The following is a 26,465-nucleotide window of genomic DNA, read 5'->3' as shown; positions in this document are numbered from 1 at the left end:
CAGATCAGCAGGAGGCCATCAGACGGCGGGCTGGTCGAGAATGCGATACATCCGGTCCATCAGCTTATGCAGCCGGTGGAACAGCGGCGGAGCTTCGTGGACCTTCTGCTGCAAACCGAGCACCTCGAGTTGCTGGGCCAGTTCGACGATCGGCCGGACTCCAAAATAGCTGATTGAACCCTTGAGCGCGTGAGCACTCCGATGAAGCTGTTCCGAGTTCTGGGTTTCGACAGCGGTCCGGATTTCCGCGAGAAGTTCCGGACTCTGCTCCTGAACCATCGAAACCAGATTGGCCAGCAGGTCGGGATCGTTCCCCAGCAACTGGTTTGCCAGATTCCAGTCCACCATGCGGTCGGCCGTCTCTTCCTCGGAGTGACTGACGGATGTGTCTGAGGGTGACAACGGATCGGCTTTGGAAGGCGTTTCTTTCGGGATCCAGCGAGTAATGATCTCGAACAGCTCGCTGGAGAGGATCGGCTTGGAAATGTAGTCATCCATTCCGGCGTCCAGGCATCGTTGCCGGTCCCCTTTCATGGCTTCTGCCGTCATCGCGACGATTGGCAGGCGCCGGTCCCCTGAAGTCTCCAGCTTCCGAATTTCTGCAGTAGCTTCGATTCCCCCCATGTGAGGCATCTGCAAATCCATCAGCACGAGATCAAAACGGTCTCGGGTGGCCTCCTGAATGGCGTCGATCCCGTTGTTGACCACGGTCACCTGATGCCCCCAGCGATGCAGGAACTCCAGGACCACTCGTTGATTGATCGGGCTGTCTTCCGCCAGCAGGATCTTCAACGGGATTGTCTGTGCGTGGTCCTGTCCCGGTTCGTGTTGACCGGAGTCATGTTCATTCCTGAGCGAGCGATGAATCGCGTCAAGCAGTTCTTTCGCCATCGCCGGCTTGAAAAGAAAACGCATCTGCCCTTTGGGCGACAGCGTGTCGAGTTGCATTTCAAGGGGATTGGAGGAGAGCACCAGCATGGGAACCGGAATTTCCTGATGCAGGGCTGTCAACTTGAGTTGCAGGTTCTCATGGGGCAGCTCGTCATGCCGCAGATCGACCAGCACCAGTCCGAAAGGGTCGGCATTGTCGATCGCAGCCTGCATAACCTGCTGAGCAGAATCATCGATGGCAATCGATTCCGTACGGGCCTGCCAGTGATGCAGGAGTTCAGAGAGAATGGAGAGCTGTGTCTGATGGTTCCCAATGATCAGGGTTCGCAGGCCTCGCAAGAGTTGTTCGGCCGGACTGTGAACCGGCGTGGCTGGATGTCGTCCTGCCTGAACTGTGAAATGAAAGACCGTTCCAGTGCCGGGATGGCTTTCCATCCACAGACGGCCGCTCATCATGGAAACCAGCCGCGACGAGATGGCCAGCCCAAGTCCGGTTCCGCCGTAGCGGCGCGTGGTTGACGTGTCCCCTTGCGCGAATGCACTGAAGACCCGCTCCTGCTGATCTTTCGGAATCCCGATTCCCGTGTCTCGCACTGCGATGTGCAGCTGGATTTCCTCCGCGGTCTCGGATTCCATTTCGACATCAACGAGAATTTCACCATTCTCAGTGAATTTGATGGCATTGCTGACCAGATTCACCAGCACCTGTCGGAGGCGTCCGGGGTCGCCCAGCAACCGTTCCGGCAACCGGGGCGAAATCCGGCAGGCGATCTCCAGTCCTTTTTCGTGGGCGCGAATCGCCATCATGCGAAGTGCCTTTCCAAGACACTCCTGCAGATCGAACTCCACCCGTTCCAGATCGAGCTTGCCCGCTTCGATCTTGGAGAAATCGAGGATGTCGTCCAGCAGCCGCAGCAGCGCCTCGGCCGATTGTCGGGCGACGTCCAGGTAGTCTGTCTGCCGGGGGGACAGGTTGGTCCCGTTCAGAACTTCCAGCATTCCCAGGATGCCGTTCATGGGAGTACGGATTTCGTGGCTCATGTTCGCCAGGAATTCGCTTTTGGTATTGCTGGCGGCTTCTGCAGCCTCTTTCGCGGCTTCAAGTTCCCCTTTTGATTTGCTCAGCTCGGCAGCGACTTTTTCCAGCTCTTCATACAGGGCTGCACGTGCTTCGGCATGCTGAGCGCGTTCTTCCGCCTGCTGCCGCTGCCATTCGGCATCGCGGAGCGCCAGTTCCTGCAGGTGCAGCTTCTGATTGATGGACTGTGCGTTTCGCATCACCCGGACTCGCCGGACCAGCGATTCCACATGCGCGATGAGAACTTCCGGCTCTTGCTGACGGCTGACGAAATCGTCGGCTCCCGATTCCAGAGCGAGGATCAGGTTCTGCCTGTTGTCCTGTGAAGACACCGCCAGAAGGCCGAGCTGTCGTTGATTCTGCTCGGCCCAGCTGCGGATGAGCTGACAGGTCTCGAACCCTTGTCCTCCCAGGCTGATCGTGTCGACGAGAGCAACATGGAACGATTCTTTGTCGAGCAGCCGCATCGCCTCTTCTCTGGACGAGGTGGCGACGATATGAAACCCGTTGTCTCGCAGCAGGGAGTCCAGCGGCATGGATTCGGCGAGCGGCTTCTCCCGAATGATCAGCACCCGCGATTCCTGTAACAGGTTCGTGCGGGTCTCTTCATCGGTGTTCGCGGTTTCGACCCGGACAGTCGATTTCAGCAGGCTCTCAATCGTCGCCAGCAGGTTTTCCCTGGGGTTGTCCTTGGAGAGAAAGCGGTCGGCACCCGCTTCCAAGGCTGCGACATGATCCTGTTCACGGTGGCTGCCGGTGAGAACCAGCATCGGAATGATCTGCAGTGACGGGTCACTTTTCAGTCGACGGCAGACATCGAGGCCGGACTTGTCTCCCAGATACTGGTCGAGGACGACGAGGTCGGGATAGGAAGCACGGCACTCCTGATAAGCCTGTTCCGCGGATTCCGCATGCCGAACCCGATAGCCTGCCTGCTCAAGCAGCCGACGATACGCCAGCGCCTGGATGGGGCTGTCTTCGATGAGCAGGATCTCACTCATGGGATCGGGTGGTGTCAGCAGGGCTTTTCATCTGCCGGGAGGGCCGGCCCCCTTTCGGGCGTCGCAGGTCAGGCTTTGTGTTACAGTGATTCATCGGGACGTGTTAACAACCAGGGCACTATGGAGTCTGGGCGGTGGCAATCATCAAGTCGGCGATGGCTGCGGGTGGAAGCTGATAGTCAGCGGCTCCGCGATCGATGGCAGCTTTCGGCATTCCAAAGATCAGGCTGGTCTCTTCATCCTGGGCCACGGTGCGTCCTCCTGCATCCCGAAGTTCCCGCAACCCTTCCGCTCCGTCGCTTCCCATTCCCGTCAATAGAATTCCCATGGCAGTGGGACCGTAGTGTTGGGCCAGTGAGTGAAACAGGGCGTCACCGGAAGGGCAATGGATCTCTCCCGATTGTGGCGGAGTCAGTTCGATGCGTCCACGCTGATTGACACCCAGATGCTTTCCTCCCGGTGAGATCCAGATACCTGGAGTGAGTTCCTGATATGGCAGGGCCTCTCTCACCTGTTGGCCGGAGAGATCCCCCAGCCATCTGACAAATCCAGGGACGAAGCCCGCTGCGATGTGCTGCACCAGCAGGATTGGAATGGGAAACGATTTTGGCAACTGGGAGAGGATTCGGAGGAGGACGGGTGGTCCCCCGGTCGAAGCGCACATGCCGATCACTTCAATCTGCCCGGGCGAACCGTTCCAGGACTTCTTCCGGTCGAGTCTCCGGGACAGGGCGATCATGGAAACCACCTTCGCCTTCGAAGCTCCCACGAGTTCGTCGCACAGAAGTGGTGCGATCTTCTTCAGATGCAACAAAACGGCACCCTGCGGCTTCTCGACCACAGAGACGGCTCCCGCCTTGAGCGCTTCCAGGCCCAGGTCGACTTCCTGCTGCCGAAGTGCAGCGCTGGTGACGACGATCGGAACTGGTGTGAGCTTCATGATTTCCCGAGTGGCTGCCACCCCATCCATATCCGGCATATGGATGTCCATGAGGACGACGTCGGGCCGATATCTGGCGACGGCGGCGACCGCCTCACGCCCGTTTCGAGCTTCAGCAACCACGACCAGCTTCCCGCTGGCATCGATCAGTTTTCGAAGGATCTCACGCTGGGTAACGGAGTCCTCCACCAGAAGCAGACGAATCATGGGTGCGGAAACTTCAGTAAGAACATTCGAGTCAGTCGCTGACATAGGGGCCGCTCGAATGCCGTATCGTCGCACGCTTTGGGAAGATCGACAAGGTGCGAATTCGATTTATTCCCAACCACGGCACAATGCAAAAAGTTTTCCTTGCAGAACGGCAAGCATCTGCGATACAGGCGGAAGCCTGGTGTGGTTGTCACGTTCCGACTGGGTTGAATTCGAAACGCAGCTCTGCGTCAGGCCCGAGGTGCGTGCAGATTGTTGGCCTTAATCAGCCAGGAACTGCTTCACGAGATCGAGCAGGCTTTCGCCTCGGAATGTCGATTTGACGACATACGCATCCGCGCCCGCTTCCAATCCTTCACGCCGATGATGTTCCTGCTCGCGGCCCGTCACGAGGATCACCGGCAGGTTCCAGTTCGATTTGATCTGACGGGTCAGGTCCACGCCGTTGAGCCGCGGCATCTCGAAATCACAGACCACCAGATCGGGACGGGCGATCCGCAGCTTCTCCAGCGCATCGATTCCATCGACCGCCGTCTGTACCTCGTATCCCGCACCGGTGAAAATGTTCCGCAGCAAGGCACGTGTCGTGGGTGAATCGTCCACGACCAGTACGCGGAACTCAGGGTGAGATCGCCCTTCGTGCCCCTGCGGCTGCCACCTTCTTGTTTCCCGATGAGACTGATCGAAGTTCAGATCGAGGACAAGCTGGACCGAGCCGTCCGGGCGGATCGTTCCCCCGAGAATGCCGGGCGTGCCTGAAAGCGGGAACCCTAACGGCTTGAGCAGGACTTCGCGTTCATCATCAAGGTCATCCACCTGCAGGGCGATCTTTCGACCCTCCTGCTGAATCACGACATACGATTGAACCTGGTTCTGCATTCCCCCGCGAGTGGGATCGACCTGTAAAAACTCCGCCATGGGAATCCAGCGGACCGGTTCATTCTCGATCAGAATGACAGGGGTCTCTTTAATCCGGCGCAGCTCCGAAGTTTGCACCCGTCCTGTCCGCAGGATGCTGTTGCTGGGGATTCCGAAACACTGTCCGCCGCACCAGACAGTCAGGATGCGGATCGTTGATAACGTGACGGGAAGGAACAGTGAGAAGGTTGTCCCCTTCCCGCTTTCCGTGGACAACTCGATTCTCCCCTGAATGCGCTGTAAGGCGTCCCGCACGACATCCAGCCCCACCCCCCGCCCGGAGATCTCACCCACATCCGCCGTGCTGAAGCCGGGTTGAAACAGCCATTGCGACAGCTGCTCGGGTGAGAGTTCATCCACCTCCTGCTGACTCAGCAGATCATGATCCAGTATCCGTTTTCGAATGCGATCGAAATCCGCTCCAGCACCGTCGTCCGAAATCTGGATGTAGACTTTCTCTCCGCGTCGTCCCGCCTGAAGATGAATGGTCCCCTGCGCGTTCTTTCCCCGCGATCGGCGGACCTGTGGAGTTTCGATTCCATGATCGACCGCATTCCGGACCAGATGCAGCAAAGGGCCTCGTAGAGATTCCAGAACCGCTTTGTCCAGCAGAACGTCACCGACATCGGCTTGGTAGCGAACTTCCTTGCCCAGGCTGCGGGCCAGGTCACGCACCGGACGTCGCAGTGAATCGGCGAGCATCGACACCGGCAGCAGTCGGGCTGCACTGATGTTTTCTTCCAGCGACTGCATCAACACCTGCTCGCGAGTCTGTTGCTGATGCAGACTCAGTTCGATTCGGCGTGCATGGTCGAACGCAGACTCCAGTGCTGGACGGAGCTCCCCCCGGACCTGCTGGGTCAATTCGCTCAGGCGTCCTCTGAGTGCACTCAGCTGGCGCTGCATCTCGCCATCGGAACGCTGCAGAACGCGGACTTCCCCCACGAGGTTGAGCATCTGGTCCAGTCGATCGGATCCCACTCGCACGGTGAGAAAATGTTCCATCCACAGCGGAGACGCATCGGCCGAAGATTCACTGGCAGCCGGGATCGCCGGTGTCACGGATGAAGTCGAGGGAGTGAAAGTGTCGTTCGATTCCGCAGCGATAAAGACTCGATGCCACTGTTCATACGCCTTTTTCAGGACGTCGAGTTCCTGCAGTCCTTTTTCGACGAGGTTCGCATTCACCGCTGCAGGGTCTTCGCGAAAATGTTCCAGCAGTTCTTCCAGAACACCGGCCGCCTCCTGCAGGTCGTTCAGGTCCAGGGCCCGTGCATCTCCTTTGATGTTGTGTGCGTGGCGGAAGAGTGAGTTGACCAGTTGCGTCCGCGCAGCGGGATCCGACGTCGCATCCAGATCGAGGAGTCCTTCTTCGAGTAACCGCAAGTGCTCGCGGGCTTCGTCACGGAAGATGTCGAAGATGGGATCGTGCATCGGAGTGCAATGCGTGTTTCAGAAAGGGGTGAATTGCGAGTTGCTCCGATGGACTGATGACACGAGGAGCCGGCGGGCCGTTCGGGGCTCATGTCTTGAACCGGCCGATCAAGCCGTTCAATGTCCTGAGTCGACGGTCAATTGAGAGGATGGATTGCTGCGTCTGCTCAGCGGCAGCGACCGCCTCTTTCGAAGCCGAGTCGATTTCGACGATACTGCTGACGAGCTCGGTAATCCCCAGTTCCTGCTGTCGCGCTCCGGTGTTGATCTGCGCCATCGCCTGTCGAGTCTGGTCGATTGCTTTGGCGATTTCATCGAACGCGACAGTCACGTTACGGACTTTGCTGGTCGAATCTTCGGAAAGCCGACCGCCATCCTCGATCTTGCCGACCACGCTTTGCATGGACTTCTGCGTCTGCGTGATCAATCCTTCGATACGCCCCGCAGCCTCCTTCGACTGGTTTGCCAGTTCACGGACCTGCATGGCGACCACGGCAAAACCACGCCCCTCTTCTCCCGCTCGCGCCGCTTCGATGGATGCATTCAGCGCGAGGAGTTTCGTCTGCTCGGCGATCTCGTTAACGGAAGCGGTAATCTCTCCGATCCGCTGCATCTGTTCGGCCAGATGCAGGACACTTTCGCCTGCGGACAGGGAATTTTCCCGCACCTTCTCGATCTGAATCGCAGAGTCTTTGCTCAGTGAATAGCCTTCTGTGGCACGCCGGGCCGTCTCGTCAGCAGCCTCGTGGACCGCTTTGGCACGATCCGCGAACTCCTGCATGGTCGCTTTGAATTCTTCCGCGGTCGTCGTGATTTCGTTGAGCGAAGTGGCGGTCTGATTGAGACTGGCCAGTTGCTGCTGGGCGCCGGTTGCAATCTGTCCGCTGGCTGTGGCAACGTCCGTGGTGGCTGTGGTCGTCTCGGAGAGAATGGTCCGCAAGGAAACAACCATCTGATTGAATCCCTGCATCAACTCACCGATTTCATCCGAGGAACTGACGCGCATTTCCGCCTGAGTGAGATTCCCTTCGGCCACCATCCGCACTCCATCCAGTAAGGATCGGATGGACGTCACCAGACTCCGCGTCAGAGCGATGGAGAGTCCCAGACCCAGGAGCAACGCGAGGACGGTGGTGATGAGCAACGTTGACTTTGCAGAAATCTGATTTTCCTTCAACGACTTTTCGACTTGATCCATCTGGCGGACAGCCGAATCTTTCAACTGTTCGGCGGCCAGTCGAATTTCCCGGGAGGCAGGAACAGATCCGGTTTCGAGCAGTGTAATAGCAGCCTGAAGGTCCCGTTCTGGAGTCTTTTCCGCTTCCAGAGCTGCGTTGCGGACTGCCTGCTGGGTGGTCAGGTAGACGTCGGAACTCTGCAGAATTTTGTTGTACGCATCCAGGCTGGTGATGTCACCCGGATCGCTGTAAACCGCTTTGAGTCGAGTCAGGGCAGCCTGAACGTCGTCGAGAGACGTATCCATTTCCTTGCGGAAATCGGCTCCCTGTTTGGAATCCGGACTGAGCAGCAGCATGCCACGCGTGACCGCTGTGGCGCGGTTGATGGAGATCAGCAAATCGTCACAGGCGCGCAGTCCCGGAGTCGCTGATTGTGTCATCACGGTCGAGCTGGCATTAATCCTCTCCAGTGCCTGATAGACCACCAGGCTGCAGATGACCATCAGCAGCAGCACGATGCCGAAGCCAAGTCCGAGTTTTTGTCCAATCGTCAGTCGCATGGTATTGATATTGATCGATGAATTTCAAAAGGGAAGGGGCTGTCTCGTCAAAGGCGAATAATCACGGCCGTCAGTCCGGCGTGGGGGTCACGATCCACGGGTTCTCCAGTTGACGATCGCGTCTTCCTGTAAAATTTCGTCGAGCTGAAGAAGCAGACGATCCTGCTGGAAGACCCCTTTCACCCAGTGACGCGGGGTCCGGCCGCTCCACTCGGGCGCCGGTCGAATCTGATTGCCCGGAACATCCAGAAGATCCTCCACATCCCCTGCTGCGATGGCGACCTTCTGGCCGCCTCCCTGAGCGACGATATAAAAATGGATATCTGTGATGCCGGATTCAGGGGCTCCAAACAGCCGGCCTAGGTTGATCAGTGACAGAATCGCCCCGCGAAAGTGGACCACGCCATGAATATAGTCAGGCGCCCCCGGGACCGAACTGAACGAGTCCAGGGACAGGATCTCGATCACGGAATTCAGCGGAAGACCGTAACGGCTGCGGTTTGCGGAAAAGAAAAGAGTCGGTAGCACCGGCCCAGCCGACTGGGGGTTATGGACCCGTTCCCGAAAGACCTGAGCCCGGCGGGCCAGTTTTTCAGCGACAGCCGCGGAGTTCGCCTGCCGGGTGTCCGATTGCGACTGCAGCGAGGCCAGCTGAAAACGGATTCGTTCCCAGACGCTCGCCGACGTTGCCGGTAGGTCACTCATTCCGTTCTCCCGTCATCAGTTGAATCATCTCCCGCAACCGACCGTAGCAGACTCCGTCTCCATGTTCGACCAACTCGCGAGGATCGGCCTTCTCTGCCAGTCCATCAGCGGTCTTCAAACTCCTGCGACTGCCGGGGAGATCTCCCCGCTGGGCCTGGACAAGTCCCAGGTGGAAATGAGTGATGGCGGAGTTGCGATCGAGATACAGAGCCCGTCGATATGCCTTCTCGGCCTCGACGAGATTCCCTGCCTCCTCCAGCAGACCCGCCTGCAGCAGGTGGGCTTCCACACTGAGTGGATGGTCACGCAGGCAAAGGTCCAGTTCGGAACGTGCTTCCAGCAGCTGCGCCAGCTGCAGAAGTGTTTTGACATACACGAGACGTTGCTCGCCACGTTCGCGTCGGTCTGTGATTCGGTCAATCCGCTGCTGCCAGTCGATATGACCGGCTGCCTCGGAGTTTTTCGGCGCGGACGTTTGCCGGTGGTCCCCTTGCACCTCTTCCTGCTTCTTCGGAAGGGGGACCCATTCCGGAAGGACAGGGACTTTCACATCCACCCGGGGGAGAACCGGGGAATGCTCACTTCGAACGGGAACAAATGTACCCAGATCCGGTTCCGAGCTCATCGGCTTCCGGTGCAGAGTCACGTGAGCATGGCGATGGACTTCGAAGCCGACGTCGGGGGCCAGCGTGACTTCTGTTTCCCCCAGCAGCAGCCAGCCTCCCGGTCGCAGCGCTCGGTAAAGCCGCTGCAGAATGGCGAGCGTGACATCCTGCTTCAGATAGATCGCGACGTTCCGGAAGAGAATCAGGTCCAGCCCCAGAATGCCGTTCAACGCACTGGGGTAAACATCCTTCACCAGGTTCAGGTAGCTGAATCGCACCTGTCTGCGAAGGTGTTCCCGGACCCGATACGCGTTCCCTTCCGGCACAAAGAATCGTTGGTCGCTGAAGACGTTCGTCTGCCGAAACGACCAGGGACGGTAGAGTGCTTCCCGGCCTCGATCCAGAAAAGCAGGGTTCAGGTCGGTGGCCAGAATGGAAATCTGCCACGGGGTTGCCTTGTCAACCAGCTCGTCCAGCAGGATCGCAAGAGAGTACGGTTCTTCTCCCCCTGCACATCCGGCACTCCAGCAGCGAACCGTCCTGCGAGTGGCGTTCTCCTCCAGGATCTTTGGCAGGACGATCTTCCGCAGCGCCTGCATATGATTTTCGTTTCGAAGGAAGAACGATTCGCCGATCGTCAGCTCGGCAGCGACCGACTCGACAAACCGGGCGTTCAGGTCGTTGTCGGAAAAGATGGACGCGAATGCCTTGTCGCTGCGGCGGACCACACTGGCCACCGCGTCCCGCAGCCGGCTGCCGCGCGACCCTGCCAGGTCCATGCCTGTTTCGAACTCCAGGACCCGTTGCAGTTCCACCCACCATTCCTGCGGAATCGCCTGGAAGTCCGTGACATGGGAAGGAAAAAGCTGCACAAGTCGTTGATGACTTGCGGTCCCCTGCAGCATGTCGGAAGGATCAAACGGCGAAGCCATAGAACTGGATTTCGAAAGCCGGTCCGTCGGGCAAAGAATAGAATTGGATCAGGGAATTCGACTCAGGATCGCGAAATGCGGACTTGGATGGATGAAATTGCAGTTGAAGTGAAACAGCCTCGAACATTGCGTCAACGAAACGTATTCTCAGGTGCTTCTGAGGCGACCAGATGGAATTCATTGGGTTGAAGCAGCTGAGTTGGATCAAGAATCCTGAAGACTTGCCCCGCGTGATCGACGATCGATGACAGGAACCGCTGGCTCGCTCCAAGTTCTGAAGCAGAAAGCCGGTTCTGGAAAGGGAGTTCGATGAGATCAATCGCTTCGTCGACTTCCAGTCCAAACAGTCGGTCCCGCAGACGCAGGCAGACCAATTGAGGTTCAATGGCAGCATTCCGAGTTCCCAGCCCCAGGCGTTCGACACCACTCAACACCGGGATCAGATGGCCTCGGACAAACACCACGCCGATGACGAACGAGGGCAGCTGGGAGATCGGCTCGATCGGCAGGGCCGGCAGAACCTCTTCAATTGATTCGATGGGAATGGCGTGCAGGATGCCACCGATGCGGACAGACAGATAAACAGCAGCTGCGCGAGCGAGTTCTGGCGTGGTTTGAGTCATCAAACCCTTCTCTTTCATCCGACAGAACAATTCCAGGAGTCTTGTGTCAGCGGCTGTTCTCGCATCAGGGCGTGAACCGGTCCGCCATCACCGCATCAGCGTGGCAGGGAGCGCCGCATCGGCCATCGTACCCTCCCTGACGTTCACCCCGCAAGGACTCCCATGATCATTCCGACCCCGGAGTTCGATCCTTTCTTCGCCCAGGACGGCGTCCCCTTCCGCGAAAAGATGAACGCCTACATCCAGCGAGAATTTGCGGATCTGTTGCCCGAGGCCATGTTGACCGAAGCTGAAGACGCGCCGATCGTCCACATGCAATCTGAATCCGACCAGAACATCCCGGCAGACTCACCTGGACGTCGCGTCGCCTGAGGCGGGTTGAGTCGATTACATCTTCTGCGGAGCTGCAATCCCCAGCAGACTCAATCCGTGTGCGAGAATGCGACCCGCCAGATCGCACAGCCGCAGGCGGCTGGAGCGAGTCGATTCGTCAGGAGCCCGCAGAACCGGACACTGATCGTAAAACGACGTCAGGTCGCCTGCGAGTTCGAACAGATACTGCGTGAGCAGGTTCGGGCGGCAGTCACCCACCACCCCATCGAGCGTCTCTGCATATCGACAGAGTTTCAAGGCGAGTGCCCGCTCCGCCGGTTCTTTGATCTGGATGCAGGCGCCGCTCTGTCGCAGCTGTTCGACAGAGACTCCTCCCTTACGGAAGATCCCCTGAACGCGGGCATGCGCGTACTGCAGATAGGTCGCAGTATTGCCGGTCATCGCGAGCATCTTGTCTGAATCGAAGGTGTAATCGCTTTCCCGGTTGTGCATCAGGTCGGCGTACTTGATCCCCCCGATCCCGACCATCTCCGCGATTTCCTTTCGCAGCTCCTCGGACAACTCCGGAGCCGGTTCCCCTTCCGGGTTCGTACGCGACTCGTCATTCGAAACAACGATCTCCAGTGCCTTGGCGACAGCTTCATCGAGCAGGCTTTCCAGACCGACGGTATCGCCAGACCGTGTCTTATAGGGCCGTCCATCCTGACCCATGACGGTGCCGAAGCTGACATGCTGCAGGCCGATCGAGTCGTAACCCCACTTGCGTGCGGTCGCAAACAGCAGCTTGAAATGCTCTCCCTGCCGGGCGTCGACGACATACAGGATCGTGTCTGCCTTCAACGTTTCGACCCGGTAGCGGATCGTCGCGAGATCCGTCGTGGCATATGTGTACGCCCCATCCCCTTTGCGGACGATGAAGGGAGCAGCGTGCCCCTCGACGAAGACGCAGGTGGCCCCATCACTCTCACAAGCCAGTTGCTTCTGTTCCAGCTGGGTGACAACGTCAGCCAGCATGGGATTGTAGTAGCTCTCCCCCAGGGCGAGATCGAAGTTGATCTCCAGCCGGTCGTAGACTCGCTGCAATGCCTGCAGACACTGTGGCAGAAACTCTTCCCAGAGTCGCAGGTTGTTGAGATCGCCTGCATGCAGTTTGGCAGTCTCTTCTCGAGCCAGTCGGCTGATCTGAGGATGCTTCTCGGCCGCGGATTTCAAACTCGCATCGCCATCGACAGCGGCAATTTTCTTTTTCAGCGAGGTCACAGCGTCACGAGCTGCAGCGAGTTCGGCCCTTTGCTTCTTCAACTCTTTCTGGGCTTTGGCATCTTTGGGGTCTGCGGCCGATTCCGCCTGCTGCAGATCGCTTTCGAGAAGAAGAATCTTGGCTTCCGCAGTCGGAAGTTCTCCCAGAGCGTCGTGATAGTCGCACAGCTGATTGACGAGCCGATACAGCCGGGCGAGTTCTCCCACAGCATCCGTCTGGTATCCCTTTGGATCGACCAGATGCTTGAAGCCGTAGATGATCATTCCGAACTGGGTTCCCCAGTCGCCGATATGATTGTCCGCGATGACATTGTGCCCCAGAAACCTCAGGATGCGGACGAGGGCATCGCCGATCACCGTGCTCCGGAGATGTCCCACGTGCATCGGTTTGGCAACATTGGGAGAGGAGAAATCCACCACCACGGTTTTGGGATTCTGCACCGTTGCCACGCCGAGCCGATCATCATCGGCAGCAGCATTGACCTGTTGTTCCAGCCAGCTGTCGAGCAGCGTCAGATTGATGAATCCGGGGCCGGCGACTTCCGGAGTCGAACAGACGTCGGTCACATCCAGCTTGTCGATGATCCGCAGCGCCACTTCGCGCGGATTCGTTCCATTTCGCTTGGCCAGCGGCATGGCGAAATTCGCCTGATAGTCTCCAAACCGCGTATCCTGAGCGGGACGGACCATCTCCAGGTAAACTGCCGGCTCTTCGGTGAAATCCCCGAGGACTTCGGAAAAACGGATCTTGAGCAGGCGCAGAATGTTCATTGTGGTGATGGGGGACTAGGGGCCAGGGACTCGGGAGAGTTCGACTGTTTTCAGAGCACGCCAGGTCAGTCAGTGCAGACACACGTCGCAAGCGAAAACTCGGACTCGCTCACACTTCGGGCTCTGACAAGGACTTTGTGCAGCTTTATCCAACTTGTTCGGGCTGCGATGGAGGAGCAGCGGGAAGCAGCGACTTCCAGTCCACTCGCACAGCATCGCCCCACAGGTTTTCGAGGTCGTACAGTGCACGAGCATCGGGAGTGAACACGTGCAGCACGACGTCGCCGTAGTCGTGGCAGATCCACGGAACATCCGATCCTTCAACCCCCAGGCGTGTCGACTTGCGGACGTCCATGGCATCGTCCGAGGAATCGACCATGGCGCGCAGCTGCCGACGGTTGCTTCCCGTCGCAATGACGAAGAAGTCGAAGAGCGAAGTGACATTGGTCACATCCAGCACGCAGACATCCTGCCCGCGAAAATCTTCGCAGACTTTGGCGATCAGACAGGCGTTCTCCAGGCTGTGCTGCAGGGCGGCTTCATTGCGAATGGCAGCCATTTCTCCACGGACGCGTGTGACCCGAGTTCCTTGAATTTCGATCAACTTCATTCCTCTTTTCGATAAAACCGCACTTCGACTCGTTTTGGGACCAGGTCCCGCCCGCACCAAGGCTCTTTTTCGTCTGGATTTTCAAAAGAACAGGCTGCGAGGGTTTTCACATTGTACGACACGGATTGGAAAGGCAATACCCACCATCCCAGCCAGATGAGGCAATTTTAAAACGAAAATCGGCCTCGGGTGAGATCAAAGTGACCCGGAATGGCTGAGTTGAAAGTCGCGGTTCACCACGGAGACACCGAGGCACGGAGAAAGAATTGATTAAATGCACTTGCTGACGCAGCGTGGTCTGAAAATTTAGAACAGCAGGATCATGCTGGGAAGATCGCGCCAGAATTCGCTCTATTCGCCTGATTCGCGGTTAAAAAACCTCCGTGTCACCGTGCCTCCGTGGTGAATCCCCCGTTTCCTCCTGATCCCTCATGCCTCGACCGCCACATCGGCTGCTGCGGCCATGCTTTCCAGGGTCGTGTCGGTGCTTTCCGGATCGACTTCCCGGCAGCTGTTGATCAGGATTTCGGAAATCCAGCTCATTTCGCTTTGCCACTCGTCCGGGGTGAGACCCACCGGGCAGAACTGGGAGAACTCTTCGCAGAGCAGAATCATCCGCAGGCAGTGGCGGAAGATCACTCCCTCCTGCTTGGTCAGATCGCGGGTCGAGACGTAGTTGTGAAACGTCCCGCCGGCGGAAATCAGATCCCCCACGATCCAGACCGACCGGGTTCGCACATCTGAAACTCCCGGGTACTCGGAATCGAAGAGCCGCCGCATGCGGTCTCCCAGCGGAACCGGAAAGACTCGAATCGGCTTGCCGAAGCTGTCCAGCTCGGGTTCCACCGAACTGGGGTCCAGCTCACGCTGGGTGACGAGACCGCGTCGCATCAGCTCGGGGTCGACGCGGTATCGGGCAAGCGGTCCGGGAGGAAGTTCCGACGGCCAGGGGACACGCACCAACGGAAGAATCGACCCGGGTACCTCCAGCACGCTTTCCAGGAGTTGAATTCTCTCAGCTCGATCCGCCAGTCCGAGATGATCCAGCAGGAACATTCCGTAGAGAGGATGGCAGCTGCGAAAGAGCATCAATTCGCCGAGCCGGGGAGTCGGCCGGGCGAAACGGGGGATGTAGATCTCGCGTTCCGGTGCTTCAGAACTTCCACCTGACGTCTTTCCCCCAGCGACCGTGACAGGCGTTCCCGCTTCCGGCTTGCGAATCGCCGCCTGCAACAGCGCTCCGAACGATCCGATTGACGGCGTGGCGGATTCCGCTTCTTCTTCCGCAGTTGCGGAAGGAGATTCGTCGGCAACATCGGGGGTGGGGTTGTCCAGCAAGTCTCCGCCGAAGGTGTCTTCTTCGGGAGCAGGCATCAGGAGGGGGGAGGCAGCCAGGTCGGTCACTTCTGGCATTGGCCAGTCCCTCGTCACTTTGACGACCGGTTCTGGCGGGGGCGGGTCGAGTTCCACGTAATCGCCAGAACAGAGCGTCAGCAGCATGCGGGCCAGACGCTCATCGGCCGACTCCAGCTGCTTGATGGGAAGCAATCGCTTTCTGACGAAGTTGACCAGCCGTGTCACATCGGGGGAAAGTTGAATCAGATACGCAAGCAGCCGCCAGGGGAGTTGTCCCTTGCTGCCAAGGTGTCCGGGCGGGGCAGTCACGAGCTTCTGAAACTGCTGATCGGTCCAGTAGGTTTCGTTCTCCCGCCGCTTGGGCATTTTCTTCTTCAGTCGCTTCTTGGCAGCGAGAAGGTTGGGGTCTTTGGTGTCTTCGGGAATCTGATCGTACTGCGCCTTCCAGCGGGCGAGTTTGACATCATCTTCGTGAGCCATGGCAAAGACGAAGCCACTGGTGTCGAACTGCGGTCGCCCTGCACGTCCAAAGATCTGGTGGGCGGTGCTGGGGTCGATCATCGATTTCTTTCCGGGAGGCCCCTTCACCAGCGTGGTGAGCACGACCGACCGGGCAGGTAGATTGATCCCGGCTGCCAGTGTCTCCGTGCAGATACAGACGGAGAGCAATTTCTCCTGAAACAGCTTTTCGACCCGTCGACGGTACTTCGGCAAGAGCCCAGCATGATGCACTCCCACGCCTCGCATCAGCAGTTGTTTGAGTTTTGGGCCTGCTCCCTGCTTCCAGTCCCATTCGTCGAGTTTGGCAGCCAGCTGCTTCTGCTGCCCGTCACGCAACAGATTTCGGCCTTTGAGTTGTTCTGCGACACTCCAGCATTCTTCACGATTGAAGCAGAAGACCAGTGCGGGGGTACGGCGGGTTTCTTCGGTTCCGTCCTGCATCTGTTCGAGGAAGTCGGCCAGCAGTTCTTCGCCGACCCATTGAAACTCCAGCGGAACCTTTCGCTCGGTTCCCTGAATGAGTTGAACCTTGCGGCCATGTTCTTTCCGCAGCCAGAGCAGGAAGTCGACAGCGTTTCCCACGGTGGCGGACAGCAGCATGATCCGGACATGCTTCGGCAGCAGTGCCAGTGAGAGTTCCCAGACAACACCGCGTTCCGGGTCGTTGAAGTTGTGGAACTCATCCATCACGACCGCGGAGACGTTTTCAAAGTCGAACCCCTCCGGGTGGAGCAGTCGATTCAGGAGAATCTCCGCGACGACCACCAGCACCGGCGCCTGGGTGTTCACCTTGCGGTTTCCGGTGACAAGACCGACGTCGTCCGCGCTGAATCCCCAGCGGACGGCCGCCTCCTGCAGTTCCTGAAACTTCTGTTCTGACAACGCGATGAGCGGTGTGGTGTAATAAGCGGTCTTGCGGGTGTGCAGCGCCTCGAACATGGCTGCTTCCGCGATCAGCGTCTTTCCTGTTCCCGTCGGAGCACAGACCAGAATCCCCTCGTTGTCGTCGAACCACGAGAGCAGTGCATCTTCCTGAACCCGATACGGTTCATAGAGCAGCTGATCGAGATACAGCGCAGCGAGTTCATCACGACTGGGCACAGAAGGTTCCGCAGGGTTCTTGTCCGACACTGTTGCTCCAAATCGAGTGTGATGTTGAACGGGAAGTCTACCGGGAATGTTCAGCCGATGCGAATTTCACACGTGAAAAGATGGTTGAAGTTTCACGACAGAGATGCAGAGACACGCAGGATGTAGAGAAGCCGCGAATCAAACGAATTGAGCGAATGATGTTTCGGCGAACTTCAGGTCTGGCTCGCAGGAAGAACCAGGAAGAAACGAGGCGTCCAGAATTCATTCGCCGGATTCGCTTGATTCGCGGTTCAAGAAATCCGTGTCTCTCTGTTGAGACCTTTTCTGTCCTGTTTTTGCATCATCGAGGAGTGTTTTTCTTTCCGTTGAAGCTGAGGAAACTGCTGAAAATGTCGTGTCGAGGATCTGCAGTCGCAGAGCCTGCCGGTGGGATGAGCGGAATGGTCTTCTGAGCGGAATCCCGTTGACACTTTTCCGCCGATCCTCGTACAACCATTCTGCTCATGGTGCGTGGACTCGCACTGAGAGAGAAAGCAGTACTCCTCTGGAGCAGCTGCTGGTGAATGGAATGTCCGGTCGCTTCCATGCGGGCACTGCCCGCTGCACAAGGTTCAGCGACCGAATCAATCGGCTTCTCGTCAGTGGCCGGTCTCATGGAGGATCTCGATCATGTGGCAACGCTCATTTGAATCTGAACCGCAGCTCTGGCAGAGCGTTGTCAACGGCGACGGTTGCGGAGCCCTGGACGGCCATGACTTTGCGCAATCGCCACAGCATCCCTGGCTGGCGGGAGTTCCATTCTTCTCTCCGGACAACTGGGCGGCCACTTACGACTACCCGCTGATCTGCTACCTGCATGACGACAACCGTTCGGAGCAGGATTTGTGGAAGTGGTTCCCTGCGATCAGCGATCAGAACTATCTAGCGGTCGGAGCCCGCGCTCCGTTCCCGTCACAGACAGCGATGCCCGGTCAATTCCGATGGCGAGGCCAACGCCCGGGCGCAACAGCTGCTGTCATCCAGGAATCCATTGAACTCGTGCTGCGCGGCTGGAATGTCCATCCTGACCGGATTTATCTGTTCGGTGAAGGAAATGGAGCGGTGGCGGCATTGCAGCAGTTCATGCTGGCTCAGCTGCATCGCGAAACAGAAGAAGAAATCCGCTTTGCCGGTGTGATCTGTCGGGACCTGCCCGCATGGTGGGCCCGTGCACTTCCTCCGATTGCCGACTTCGCTTCCGGAAGGATCCTGCTGATGGATCCGATGCTGGATGATGAAGATGGCGAGGCTCCTGCAGCCATTGACGGCCTGAGTGAATCAGGAATTGCCGTCACGCTGCTGTCCGACTCGGGAATGGCTCCTGCGAACGCGATCAATCACTGGATCATGGGCGGAATCTCCACCGCGGTCCATTAAAACGCCTGTCAGAGCACGAAGCGTCGGCGGGTGCATTCTTCACGAAAATTGACGGAATGCACTTGCTCACGCAGCGTGCTCTGAGATCAGTGTCAACGTGATGTTCTGAACAAGGATTCAGTGCTTCATTTCACGCACTCAATCAACGTGATTGGCGAGCTGTCCAGGAACGTGGTCCAGAACTCCTCACCGTGGGAAGTGATTCCATCAGGCGACAACTGGGGGGCGTGCCATTTGATCTCCCGGAATCCTGCCTTTCGGAACGCGGCTTCGTGAATGGCCTGATCCAGAAAGTAATTCTCGATCTCGAATGTGCCGTCGCTGAGATGAAACATCCACTTGATGGGCGTGCCGGCTGTCCATTCCCCCGTTGCACTCGTCTCGAATTCGTACTTGCGATACGACGGTGCACTCGGAAAGTGAAGTAACGGACTGCTGTTGACGGTGATAAAACGTCCACCCGGTTTCAGAGATCGGGCGATTCCGTCGCACATCGACTGCAGTTCGTCTGCATCGCGCGCGTAGTTCAGCAGGTAGGCTGCGATCGCCAGATCGTAGGTTCGGTCCGTCGGAAGTTCGCGAGCATCGCCGACCACATAGGTGACCCCCAGCTTCTGGGCGGACTCCTGCTTCCGGGCCAGTTCAATCATCCCTTCGGAGAGATCGACTCCTGTGATGGATGACGCCCCTTTCTGACGCAGCAGCCGTGTGTAAAACCCTTCTCCACAGGCGATGTCCAGTACGGACTTGCCGGTCGGATCGCCGATCAGATTCAGCAGGCTGTACGCTTCGATATAGGTCCGCCACGGTTGCTGTTTGGATCGTTTGTATTGCTCGGCGATCGGATCGTAGTCAGTGGTCATAAGTGAACTTTTCAGCAGGGGGGACACCGGAGATGGGTCAAGATTCGGGATGAAAGCGGATTCTATCTTTCAGCGGGGGGAGATTTGAAACGCAGAGAGCGCGGAGTACGCTGAGAAATTCGGAGAGAAGCTCATTTCAAATGAATTGAAGAATGAGTCCGAAACAAGGCAATTTCGAAAAGAGAGAAATCTTCTCCCTGATTTCTTCTCTGCGATCTCAGCGCTCTCTGCGTTTCAAAATCTCTTCTTCTCAGCAACCCGCACTACCTCATTCCTCAATACAGTACAGCGACTTCTCGCCTCGCAGAAACAGTTGTTTCCCGATCACGACAGGCGAAGCGTCCAACACGTCTTCGAGAAGGTTGGTTGCAAGCACTTCCATTTCCGGAGAGTCCTTGAGGACGGTCGTCGTGCCGGATCGATCACAGTAGTAGAGCCGTCCATCGACAGCAATCGGTGATGCGTACAAGGTTCCCATGCGGGGCAGTCGCTTCTCCCCAGCTCGGTTTTTCCCCGTGAGCGGGTCGACCGCATAGAGAATGGCGTCCCGTGATTTTGTGAAATACAGCGTGTTGCTGGAGATCACGGGGGACGAGATATACGGTCCGGCATCGTTCCGCCGCCACGCGATCTTGTCGCTGTCGGTGATGTCCCCCTGAGACGACAGGGGAATTGCATAGACCGCGAAGCCGTTGTAGCCGGTCATGCAGTACACAATGTCGTTCAGTGCGACCGGTGAAGCAATCGGATTGGTGAACTGGCCGCCACATTCCCAGATCAGCTCGCCGGTTTCGAGGTCGTAGCTGCGGGCGCGATTGGTGCCATTGGTGATCACCTGATGCCGACCAGCATGCTCCACGATCAGCGGAGTGACCCACGTTGTCGGTTCATCCCGTTCCTTCTCCCAGCGAATCTCTCCGGTCAACGCATTCAGGGCGAACAGCTTCGACTGTTTTTCGTGATCCCAGGGGACAATGAGATGATCACCATGCAGCGCCGGCGATCCCCCTTCGCCGAATCCGCGACGGGTCTCCATGTCTCCCAGGTCTTGTTTCCAGATCAGATTCCCGTCGAGGTCATAGCAGAAGATTCCATACGAGCCGAAGGATGCGTAGAGATGTTTGCCGTTCGTTATGGGAGAGCCCGAGGCCAGAGAGTTCGTCGGGTGTCCCCCTTCATGCGGAACGTCCGAGGTGGCAACCTGTCGCCAGAGTTCACGGCCGGTCTCGCGGTCGTAACAGAGCACACAGAAATCGTAGACCTGTGAGGGGGATTCGATCGTCCCGCTCGTCAGCAGGGCGGGCTTCGGTGAAGCTGCCCCGGCCGGGATCGGTTTGTCGGTCAGGATTGCAGTGAGGACGAACATTTTGTCTCCCCAGACCACCGGAGTGGAACTCCCTCTCCCGGGAACCTCAATCTTCCATTTGATGTTTTTCGTTTCACTCCACTCGATGGGCGGATTTCCCGCGGGAACCGTTCCGTCCGCATGGGGGCCTCTCCACTGCGGCCAGTTGTTCGCAGGACCAGCTTCTGGATCCGCCGCTGAAATCACGCAGGAACAGGCTGCCGAACAGACGAACACGAGAAGCCCGATAAAATTTCTGTTATTGCACATGAAACGTCATTCCCTTGCTGTCTGAGATTATGAACTTCAATCCGTTGGGGTCTTGTCGACCGGGCATCATCATCCAGCTGCATGCGGGTGAAGCGACTGTCTGGCGATCATCCCCGCCAGATAGGCCCCCTTGAAACCGGCATCGATGTTCACGACTGCAACGTTGGCGGCGCAGCTGTTCAGCATCCCCAGCAGTGCGGTCATCCCGCCGAAAGCCGTTCCGTAACCCACACTGGTCGGCACTGCGATCACGGGACACGCGACCCAGCCAGCCACCACAGATGGCAGCGCCCCTTCCATCCCGGCGACAACGATAATTGCCTGCGCTTTCTCCAGCCGATGCTTCTCCTGCAGAAACCGCTGTGGACCGGCCACGCCCACATCCATCAGCAGCTCTGCGTGAATTCCCATCCAGCTGAGCGTTTCCATTGCCTCTTCAGCGACAGGTCGATCCGAAGTCCCTGCGGTGACCACGACAACACGCCCCTGTTTTTCAGGATGCAGATTCACGCAGACGGTCCGTGCCAGTGCGTGGTGCCGGGCTTGTGGAAATGCCTCGCAAAGCTCTGCAGCCTGTGCTGGATCACATCGCGTGGCCAGCGCGCTTTGACCTCGCTGCAGCAATGCGTGAAATGCGGTCTTGAGTGCCTCAACCGATTTCCCGGGGGCGTAGATCACTTCGGGATACCCGCAGCGTTGCTCTCGCTGCAGATCGATCCGCACTTCCGTGGGCGATGAGATCGGGGGGACTTGAACGTGAGAAGCCAGTTGCTGGTGCACGTGTTCGACGGAATGAGTTCCATCTGCCAGGAGCTGCAGGAGAGATCGCAGATGGGAATCTTCGATGGAACGAGACATGATTTCCTGAAACAGGTCCAAAGGGGCGACAGAATTTCATTGCGATTGTAAGTTGAAGGGAACAAGGTTTCCCATCTCACCGGGAGAACCGCAATTTTAAAGCAGGATGACCGACTGTGACTGAAGAATCTCTTCCATTCATTTCCCGCCGCCGCATTGAGTTTTCCCAGACAGACATGGCAGGGATTGTGCACTTTTCCAACTACTACAAATGGATGGAAGAGACGGAACACGATTTTTTCCGGTCGCTGGGACTCAGCATCATGGAGCGACAGGCGGACGGCACGTACATCGGATGGCCGCGCGTGAATGCCAATTGCCACTACCAGGCGCCGGTTCACTATGACGAAATCATCGAAGGACGTCTGAAGGTGGAGCGGATCGGAGCGAAGTCGCTGACGTTCTACATCGAGTTCTGGCGAGATGAAACCCGGGTCGCCTGGGGAAGAATGAAATCGGCCTGCTGCATCTGCCGACCCGACGGCACGCTGACATCAATCCTGATTCCCGAGAACTACGTCTCGAAGCTCGAAAAGACCATGGCACCGGGCGTCCCGTAGCAGGGGGGTTGAACCACGGAAAACACGGAATTCACGGAAGGATTCCAATGCTGTCAACGCCCTTGATTGATGGCTGTCGAAGGCCTCTTGAAGACGAAAGACAATCAGACTGACACGTCTCCAGCCCGTCTGACCCAATTTCTGCAGCCAAGAGGCATCCTCACGACAGATCTAATTTCCGTGATTTCCGTGTATTCCGTGGTTCCTCTTCAGCCCCCCTGTTTTGACTGCATCGCATCAAAGAAAACAGCCCGGGGGTTGCTCCCGGGCTGTTGGACGACTCTCGAATTGTCACGGTCAAATGTTTCGCGCAGAGACGCGGTGCCGCCGAGTGAGAAGCTGGGAGACTTCGGACTCCTCAACGTTCCCGCATCTCTTCGCGAGATTTCAAAAACAGGTTCTTGCAGAATCGGACTCAATCAGAACGAAACTTCGATGACCCGGCCCATGATGAGTCGGACCCATCGTTCTTCCATCTTCTCTTCACCGTCCGGACCTTCAACGCGGGCTTCGATCCGATAGATGTGAGGAATGCCGGGAATCAGGGGCTCGGATGTGAAATGCCACACCGAAGGATCCTGATCATCCTGGAACCCCTCAAGAAAATCCTGAGTGCGGTACACGTTCATATCGTGGACCCGCACATTCTTCGCGTCGGGAATTCGAACATCCACAATCGCGGCCCGCGGATGCATCTTCACCGGCACCGGACGTGACTTCATTTGGTAAGTCTGTCCGATGGTCCCCGGAGGAGGCTGCCACGAAGTCGCGGTGGCTGCGGAATAACCAGGCCCGACGCCCGTTGGACCGACATTGCCAAACTCTCCTGCAGGAGGCACTGCAGCGGGCATTCCCGTGGGGACTGGAGCGTTGATGTAAGGGGACATCGGAATCGGCGCGGAGGCTCCGCCCGAGATCGCTCCCCCACCCTGATTGCAGGGGCAACCTGCATGAACGTTCGACAACCCAAGGGTGCCCGTCAGCATGGCTGCCCAGACAGACGCAAATGTGCGGTGGTCGAATTTCATGACTTCCAGCCTGTTTGAGAACTTGCAAGTCGGAGACCGAATGTCCGGGTCTGCGGGGTGCAGTTCGGAAGATTCAGTCTGTTCATCAATGCAGCAGCGTGAGAGCAAATTGTCTGAAACAATCTTTCACCAAAGATTCAGTCAAACGGAAACACCAGAACAGGTCAGATTCCTGATCAACCGGAACTTTGGCAGGTGGTCCGTCCCCCGGGCTCTTCTGATTCCCGAACTCCTCATTCAGAAGAATCGAAACTGTTCCCCAACAGATTCGATATGAATCGGAGTTTCGTGATCAGCAGAAGACCGTGGAACACGTTCCTGAAGCGGCCAGGTGGGACCGGGACAGGAGATCGTCGACCGGAATGTCGCCGCCGTGGTGTTGCGGCTTCATCTGAGGTAGACCCACTGAAACTTACCACCTGCTGCTGCTCGTGCGGAAATTGGAGCTGCTTCCAGAAAAGAATCTCGCATTCTTTTGAATGCCGCGCGCCAGCCTTTTCGCAAGCGTCAGCTCTTGGCTGGCCGGAACAGGCGGATTCTCCGGCAGAGTCTTCGCACGTCGAGTGAGCGGTGCGGGGGTCTTCGATTTCAAAAAGCAGAAATGAAGAGAGCTGCGCACAAAACCGTGCGCAGCTCCTGGATTTTGCCATTCAGAGTACGAAGCGTGAGCGAGTGTATTTTCATCCAAGACGACGAAAATCTCGCACTGCCCTGCTAGACCAGTTTGGTCTATCATGTGCAGGCGATTCAGGATTTTCACCGCATGAAAGTCCATATTATCGCCTGCGGAACGTAATAGATTATTTGCAAAACCGCTCTAGAGCACCTTGGCTCGAAGTTCCTCCAGCAGGCGGACAGCGGATCCGACATCGGCCTTCTGGCGTTCGCGGTCCTGAGGAATTTCCCGCTCGATGGTCAGCGGACCCTTGTAGCCGATTTCCTTCAGAGTCCGCAGATAAGTCTCGATCCCGACGTCACCGGTTCCCAGGGCAACTTCGCAGCCCCAGCCTGTTCCACGCTCAGCTTCAGGAGCCCAGGTGCCGTCTTTGCAGTGCACGCTGCGAACGAGGTGACCGACTTTCTTGAGTGCGTCGATCGGATCTCCCGTGCCGTAGAGAATCATGTTCGCCGGATCGAAATTGATGAACAGATTCTTCCGGTCAACATCCTGAATGAATTCGAGGAGATGTTCAGCGGTTTCCTGTCCGGTTTCCAGATGCAGATTCTGGCCGTTGCTGGCGATGTGGTCGAGCAGTTCCCGGGTGACCGTGACGAGACTTTGATAGTCGGCGCTCGAACGGTCGTGTGGAACGAATCCGATGTGCAGTGCGACAACCGGACAGCCGAGAAGCTTTGCGAAATCGGAAATCTCTTTCATTTCCTGTACGCGGGCAGCGCGAGTCGACTGCGGGACCAGGCCGACGGTGCGTGCCGTCTCGGCGATACTGGCGTAGCTTTCCCCTTCAAAGCCGCCGAAGACCGCGGTCACGGTAATTCCTGCAGCTTTGCACCGGGACAGGAATGCCGAAGCTGCTTCCGGTGTCCGTGTTTCGACGTGGGGTGCATGAATCTGCACGGTGGGAACCTGCAGCTCCTGCACAACTTCAAGGTGCACCCCGAGCCCGGCATCCACCGAGGTAAATACGCCAATCGGCCAGCTGCTCATGCGGTCAACTCCTGTCATTGAACTTCAGAATTTTCAAAGCGACGTCTCGAACTGCCCTCTTGATGGCATGAAGGCTGCGTCGGACAGTCCAGAAAAAGGATCATAGCAGCGTCCGCTACCTTGCTCCACGATTACAGGGGGTCCCGCCCGCGATTCGACAAGCTGACGAAATGCGTTTATCGTCGATGGAAATGCAGTGAAAATGGGAGCAAACCAATGAAGAAATCCGCCCGGGTCATCGCATCGGCTAATGGACTGGAAGCGACGCGACTGGCCTATCAACTGATCCAGAGTGGCCATGATCCGCTTCACGCTGTCGTGGAAGGGGTCACGCTCGTCGAGGATGATCCCCGGGACATGACTGTTGGCTACGGCGGACTCCCTAATGAAGACGGGATCGTTGAACTGGACGCAGCAGCGATGCACGGTCCCAGTCACCGCGCCGGAGCAGTCGCCGGTCTGCGGAACGTCCGTCACGCTGCCCGCCTCGCCCGACTGGTTCTCGAACAGACGAAACACGTGCTGCTGGTCGGCCAGGGAGCGAATGATTTCGCCAAAGCTCAGGGGTTTCCGGAAGAAGACTTGCTGACCGATCAGGCGAGAAAGATCTGGCTGTACTGGAAGCAGACGAACTCTCCCCGGCAGGACTGGGTTCCTCCGCCAGTGGAGTCGCTGGACCCGGCGGTGATTGAGTTTTTCCGCCTTTTTGACAAGGAAGGGGCCTCCGCCACGGCGGGCTATCGCCGCAGCGAAACGTTCGAACGTCCCACCGGAACCATTCATTGTTCGGGGATCAACGCCGCCCGGGACATCTCCTGTGTCACCACCACCAGCGGGCTGGCGTTCAAGCTGCCCGGCCGCGTGGGGGACACCCCGATTCCCGGGGCGGGTCTGTATGTCGACAACGAAGTCGGATCGTGTGGAAGCACGGGGCGGGGCGAAGAAAATCTGAGGAATTGCTCCTCTCATGCTGCTGTGGAGCTGATGCGACAAGGACTCTCGCCCGCGGAAGCAGGCCGGCAGGTTCTTGAACGTGTCGTTGCGAATGCCCGTGAACCGTGGCTGAAGGGTAAAGATGGTCTGCCCAACTTCGGGTTGAAGCTGTACGTTTTGAAGAAATCGGGGGAATACGCAGGAGTTTCGTTGTGGGGGCCGACGCAGTTCGCCGTCACCGACGACGCTGGAACCCGGCTGGAGCCTTGTCATTACCTCTTCGAGAAGCCTTGAACCACAGGCTGCTGCCGGTATCACCTGAATTCCCGTGAGGAATGCGGAAAACCTGCGGGTTTCTCTTGATTTCCCTCTTGAACTGCAGGGAAATCTCGTTAGTTTTGAGTGCTTGATTGATGAATTGCTTTCGGACGAGTTTCAGATTGTCCCGTTTTCGGGCTCGTGGTTGATTCCTCGCCGGTTTTTGAAATGCGGATTCTGCGCACGCGATGTGTGCTCGCAACCGCCAAA

Annotated in this window: 20 protein-coding genes; 4 read left to right on the top strand and 16 right to left on the bottom strand. The window is 57.6% G+C overall.

What is annotated here, in order from left to right; genetic code table 11:
* Positions 1–18: 18 nt before the first annotated feature.
* The 7 genes from SH661x_RS00850 to SH661x_RS00820 form a co-directional block, all read right to left on the bottom strand.
* Complete coding sequence (locus SH661x_RS00850) at positions 19–2,970, bottom strand: response regulator (protein ID WP_437227091.1); 2,952 nt, start codon at positions 2,968–2,970, stop codon at positions 19–21.
* 118 nt (positions 2,971–3,088) lie between these two features.
* Positions 3,089–4,117, bottom strand: coding sequence for a chemotaxis-specific protein-glutamate methyltransferase CheB (gene cheB, locus SH661x_RS00845; RefSeq protein ID WP_437227089.1), 1,029 nt, complete (start codon positions 4,115–4,117; stop codon positions 3,089–3,091).
* A 264-nt stretch (positions 4,118–4,381) separates the two neighbouring features.
* Positions 4,382–6,472 (bottom strand): hybrid sensor histidine kinase/response regulator, encoded by a 2,091-nt coding sequence (locus tag SH661x_RS00840; RefSeq protein ID WP_437227087.1) that lies wholly within the window; start codon positions 6,470–6,472, stop codon positions 4,382–4,384.
* 88 nt (positions 6,473–6,560) lie between these two features.
* A complete protein-coding gene (locus tag SH661x_RS00835; protein ID WP_437227085.1) occupies positions 6,561–8,210 on the bottom strand; it encodes a methyl-accepting chemotaxis protein in 1,650 nt (549 codons plus the stop codon).
* Positions 8,211–8,297: 87 nt separating this feature from the next.
* Positions 8,298–8,915, bottom strand: a complete 618-nt coding sequence (locus tag SH661x_RS00830) for a chemotaxis protein CheW (RefSeq protein ID WP_437227083.1) — start codon at positions 8,913–8,915, stop codon at positions 8,298–8,300.
* On the bottom strand, positions 8,908–10,452 hold the full coding sequence (locus SH661x_RS00825; RefSeq protein WP_437227081.1) for a CheR family methyltransferase: 1,545 nt from the start codon (positions 10,450–10,452) through the stop codon (positions 8,908–8,910). Before SH661x_RS00825 ends, SH661x_RS00830 begins: the two co-directional genes overlap by 8 nt.
* A 131-nt stretch (positions 10,453–10,583) precedes the next feature.
* The gene (locus tag SH661x_RS00820) at positions 10,584–11,075 is read right to left on the bottom strand and encodes a chemotaxis protein CheW (RefSeq protein ID WP_437227079.1); all 492 of its coding nucleotides are present in this window, start codon (positions 11,073–11,075) and stop codon (positions 10,584–10,586) included.
* A gap of 162 nt (positions 11,076–11,237) precedes the next feature.
* Here SH661x_RS00820 and SH661x_RS00815 point away from each other — a divergent pair, with 162 nt between their 5' ends.
* On the top strand, positions 11,238–11,447 hold the full coding sequence (locus SH661x_RS00815; protein WP_437227077.1) for a hypothetical protein: 210 nt from the start codon (positions 11,238–11,240) through the stop codon (positions 11,445–11,447).
* Positions 11,448–11,462: 15 nt separating this feature from the next.
* Here the strand turns inward: SH661x_RS00815 and argS are convergent, their stop codons facing one another.
* From argS to SH661x_RS00800, 3 genes are all read right to left on the bottom strand, one after another.
* Positions 11,463–13,439, bottom strand: a complete 1,977-nt coding sequence (gene argS / locus SH661x_RS00810) for an arginine--tRNA ligase (RefSeq protein WP_437227075.1) — start codon at positions 13,437–13,439, stop codon at positions 11,463–11,465.
* A gap of 145 nt (positions 13,440–13,584) precedes the next feature.
* Complete coding sequence (gene rsfS / locus SH661x_RS00805) at positions 13,585–14,049, bottom strand: ribosome silencing factor (RefSeq protein WP_437227073.1); 465 nt, start codon at positions 14,047–14,049, stop codon at positions 13,585–13,587.
* A gap of 429 nt (positions 14,050–14,478) precedes the next feature.
* Positions 14,479–17,007, bottom strand: a complete 2,529-nt coding sequence (locus tag SH661x_RS00800) for a DEAD/DEAH box helicase (protein WP_437227071.1) — start codon at positions 17,005–17,007, stop codon at positions 14,479–14,481.
* Positions 17,008–17,667: 660 nt separating this feature from the next.
* On the opposite strand from SH661x_RS00800, the gene SH661x_RS00795 reads away from it, so the two are divergent.
* Positions 17,668–18,414 carry a hypothetical protein gene (locus tag SH661x_RS00795; protein ID WP_437227069.1) on the top strand — a complete coding sequence of 249 codons (747 nt, stop codon included), beginning with the start codon at positions 17,668–17,670 and terminating at the stop codon, positions 18,412–18,414.
* A gap of 125 nt (positions 18,415–18,539) precedes the next feature.
* Here SH661x_RS00795 and SH661x_RS00790 read toward each other — a convergent pair whose 3' ends face one another.
* From SH661x_RS00790 to larB, 3 genes are all read right to left on the bottom strand, one after another.
* On the bottom strand, positions 18,540–19,277 hold the full coding sequence (locus tag SH661x_RS00790; RefSeq protein WP_437227067.1) for a class I SAM-dependent methyltransferase: 738 nt from the start codon (positions 19,275–19,277) through the stop codon (positions 18,540–18,542).
* 268 nt (positions 19,278–19,545) lie between these two features.
* Complete coding sequence (locus SH661x_RS00785) at positions 19,546–20,892, bottom strand: PQQ-binding-like beta-propeller repeat protein (RefSeq protein ID WP_437227065.1); 1,347 nt, start codon at positions 20,890–20,892, stop codon at positions 19,546–19,548.
* Positions 20,893–20,961: 69 nt separating this feature from the next.
* The gene (larB, locus tag SH661x_RS00780) at positions 20,962–21,750 is read right to left on the bottom strand and encodes a nickel pincer cofactor biosynthesis protein LarB (RefSeq protein ID WP_437227063.1); all 789 of its coding nucleotides are present in this window, start codon (positions 21,748–21,750) and stop codon (positions 20,962–20,964) included.
* Positions 21,751–21,866: 116 nt separating this feature from the next.
* On the opposite strand from larB, the gene SH661x_RS00775 reads away from it, so the two are divergent.
* Positions 21,867–22,310 carry an acyl-CoA thioesterase gene (locus tag SH661x_RS00775; protein WP_437227061.1) on the top strand — a complete coding sequence of 148 codons (444 nt, stop codon included), beginning with the start codon at positions 21,867–21,869 and terminating at the stop codon, positions 22,308–22,310.
* A 419-nt stretch (positions 22,311–22,729) separates the two neighbouring features.
* Here the strand turns inward: SH661x_RS00775 and SH661x_RS00770 are convergent, their stop codons facing one another.
* The 3 genes from SH661x_RS00770 to SH661x_RS00760 all read right to left on the bottom strand — a co-directional run bounded on the left by SH661x_RS00770 (position 22,730) and on the right by SH661x_RS00760 (position 25,004).
* Positions 22,730–23,338 (bottom strand): hypothetical protein, encoded by a 609-nt coding sequence (locus tag SH661x_RS00770; protein ID WP_437227059.1) that lies wholly within the window; start codon positions 23,336–23,338, stop codon positions 22,730–22,732.
* 412 nt (positions 23,339–23,750) lie between these two features.
* On the bottom strand, positions 23,751–24,113 hold the full coding sequence (locus SH661x_RS00765; protein ID WP_437227058.1) for a hypothetical protein: 363 nt from the start codon (positions 24,111–24,113) through the stop codon (positions 23,751–23,753).
* A 42-nt stretch (positions 24,114–24,155) separates the two neighbouring features.
* A complete protein-coding gene (locus tag SH661x_RS00760; protein ID WP_437227056.1) occupies positions 24,156–25,004 on the bottom strand; it encodes a sugar phosphate isomerase/epimerase family protein in 849 nt (282 codons plus the stop codon).
* Positions 25,005–25,220: 216 nt separating this feature from the next.
* Here SH661x_RS00760 and SH661x_RS00755 point away from each other — a divergent pair, with 216 nt between their 5' ends.
* Positions 25,221–26,231 (top strand): N(4)-(beta-N-acetylglucosaminyl)-L-asparaginase, encoded by a 1,011-nt coding sequence (locus SH661x_RS00755; protein ID WP_437227054.1) that lies wholly within the window; start codon positions 25,221–25,223, stop codon positions 26,229–26,231.
* Positions 26,232–26,465: the final 234 nt, after the last annotated feature.

The sequence above is a fragment of the Planctomicrobium stercoris genome (genome assembly GCF_051465655.1).
Classification (GTDB): Bacteria; Planctomycetota; Planctomycetia; order Planctomycetales; family Planctomycetaceae; genus Planctomicrobium.
The sequence above is the reverse complement of the archived record's forward strand: the minus strand, read 5'-3'. Positions and strand labels throughout refer to the sequence as shown.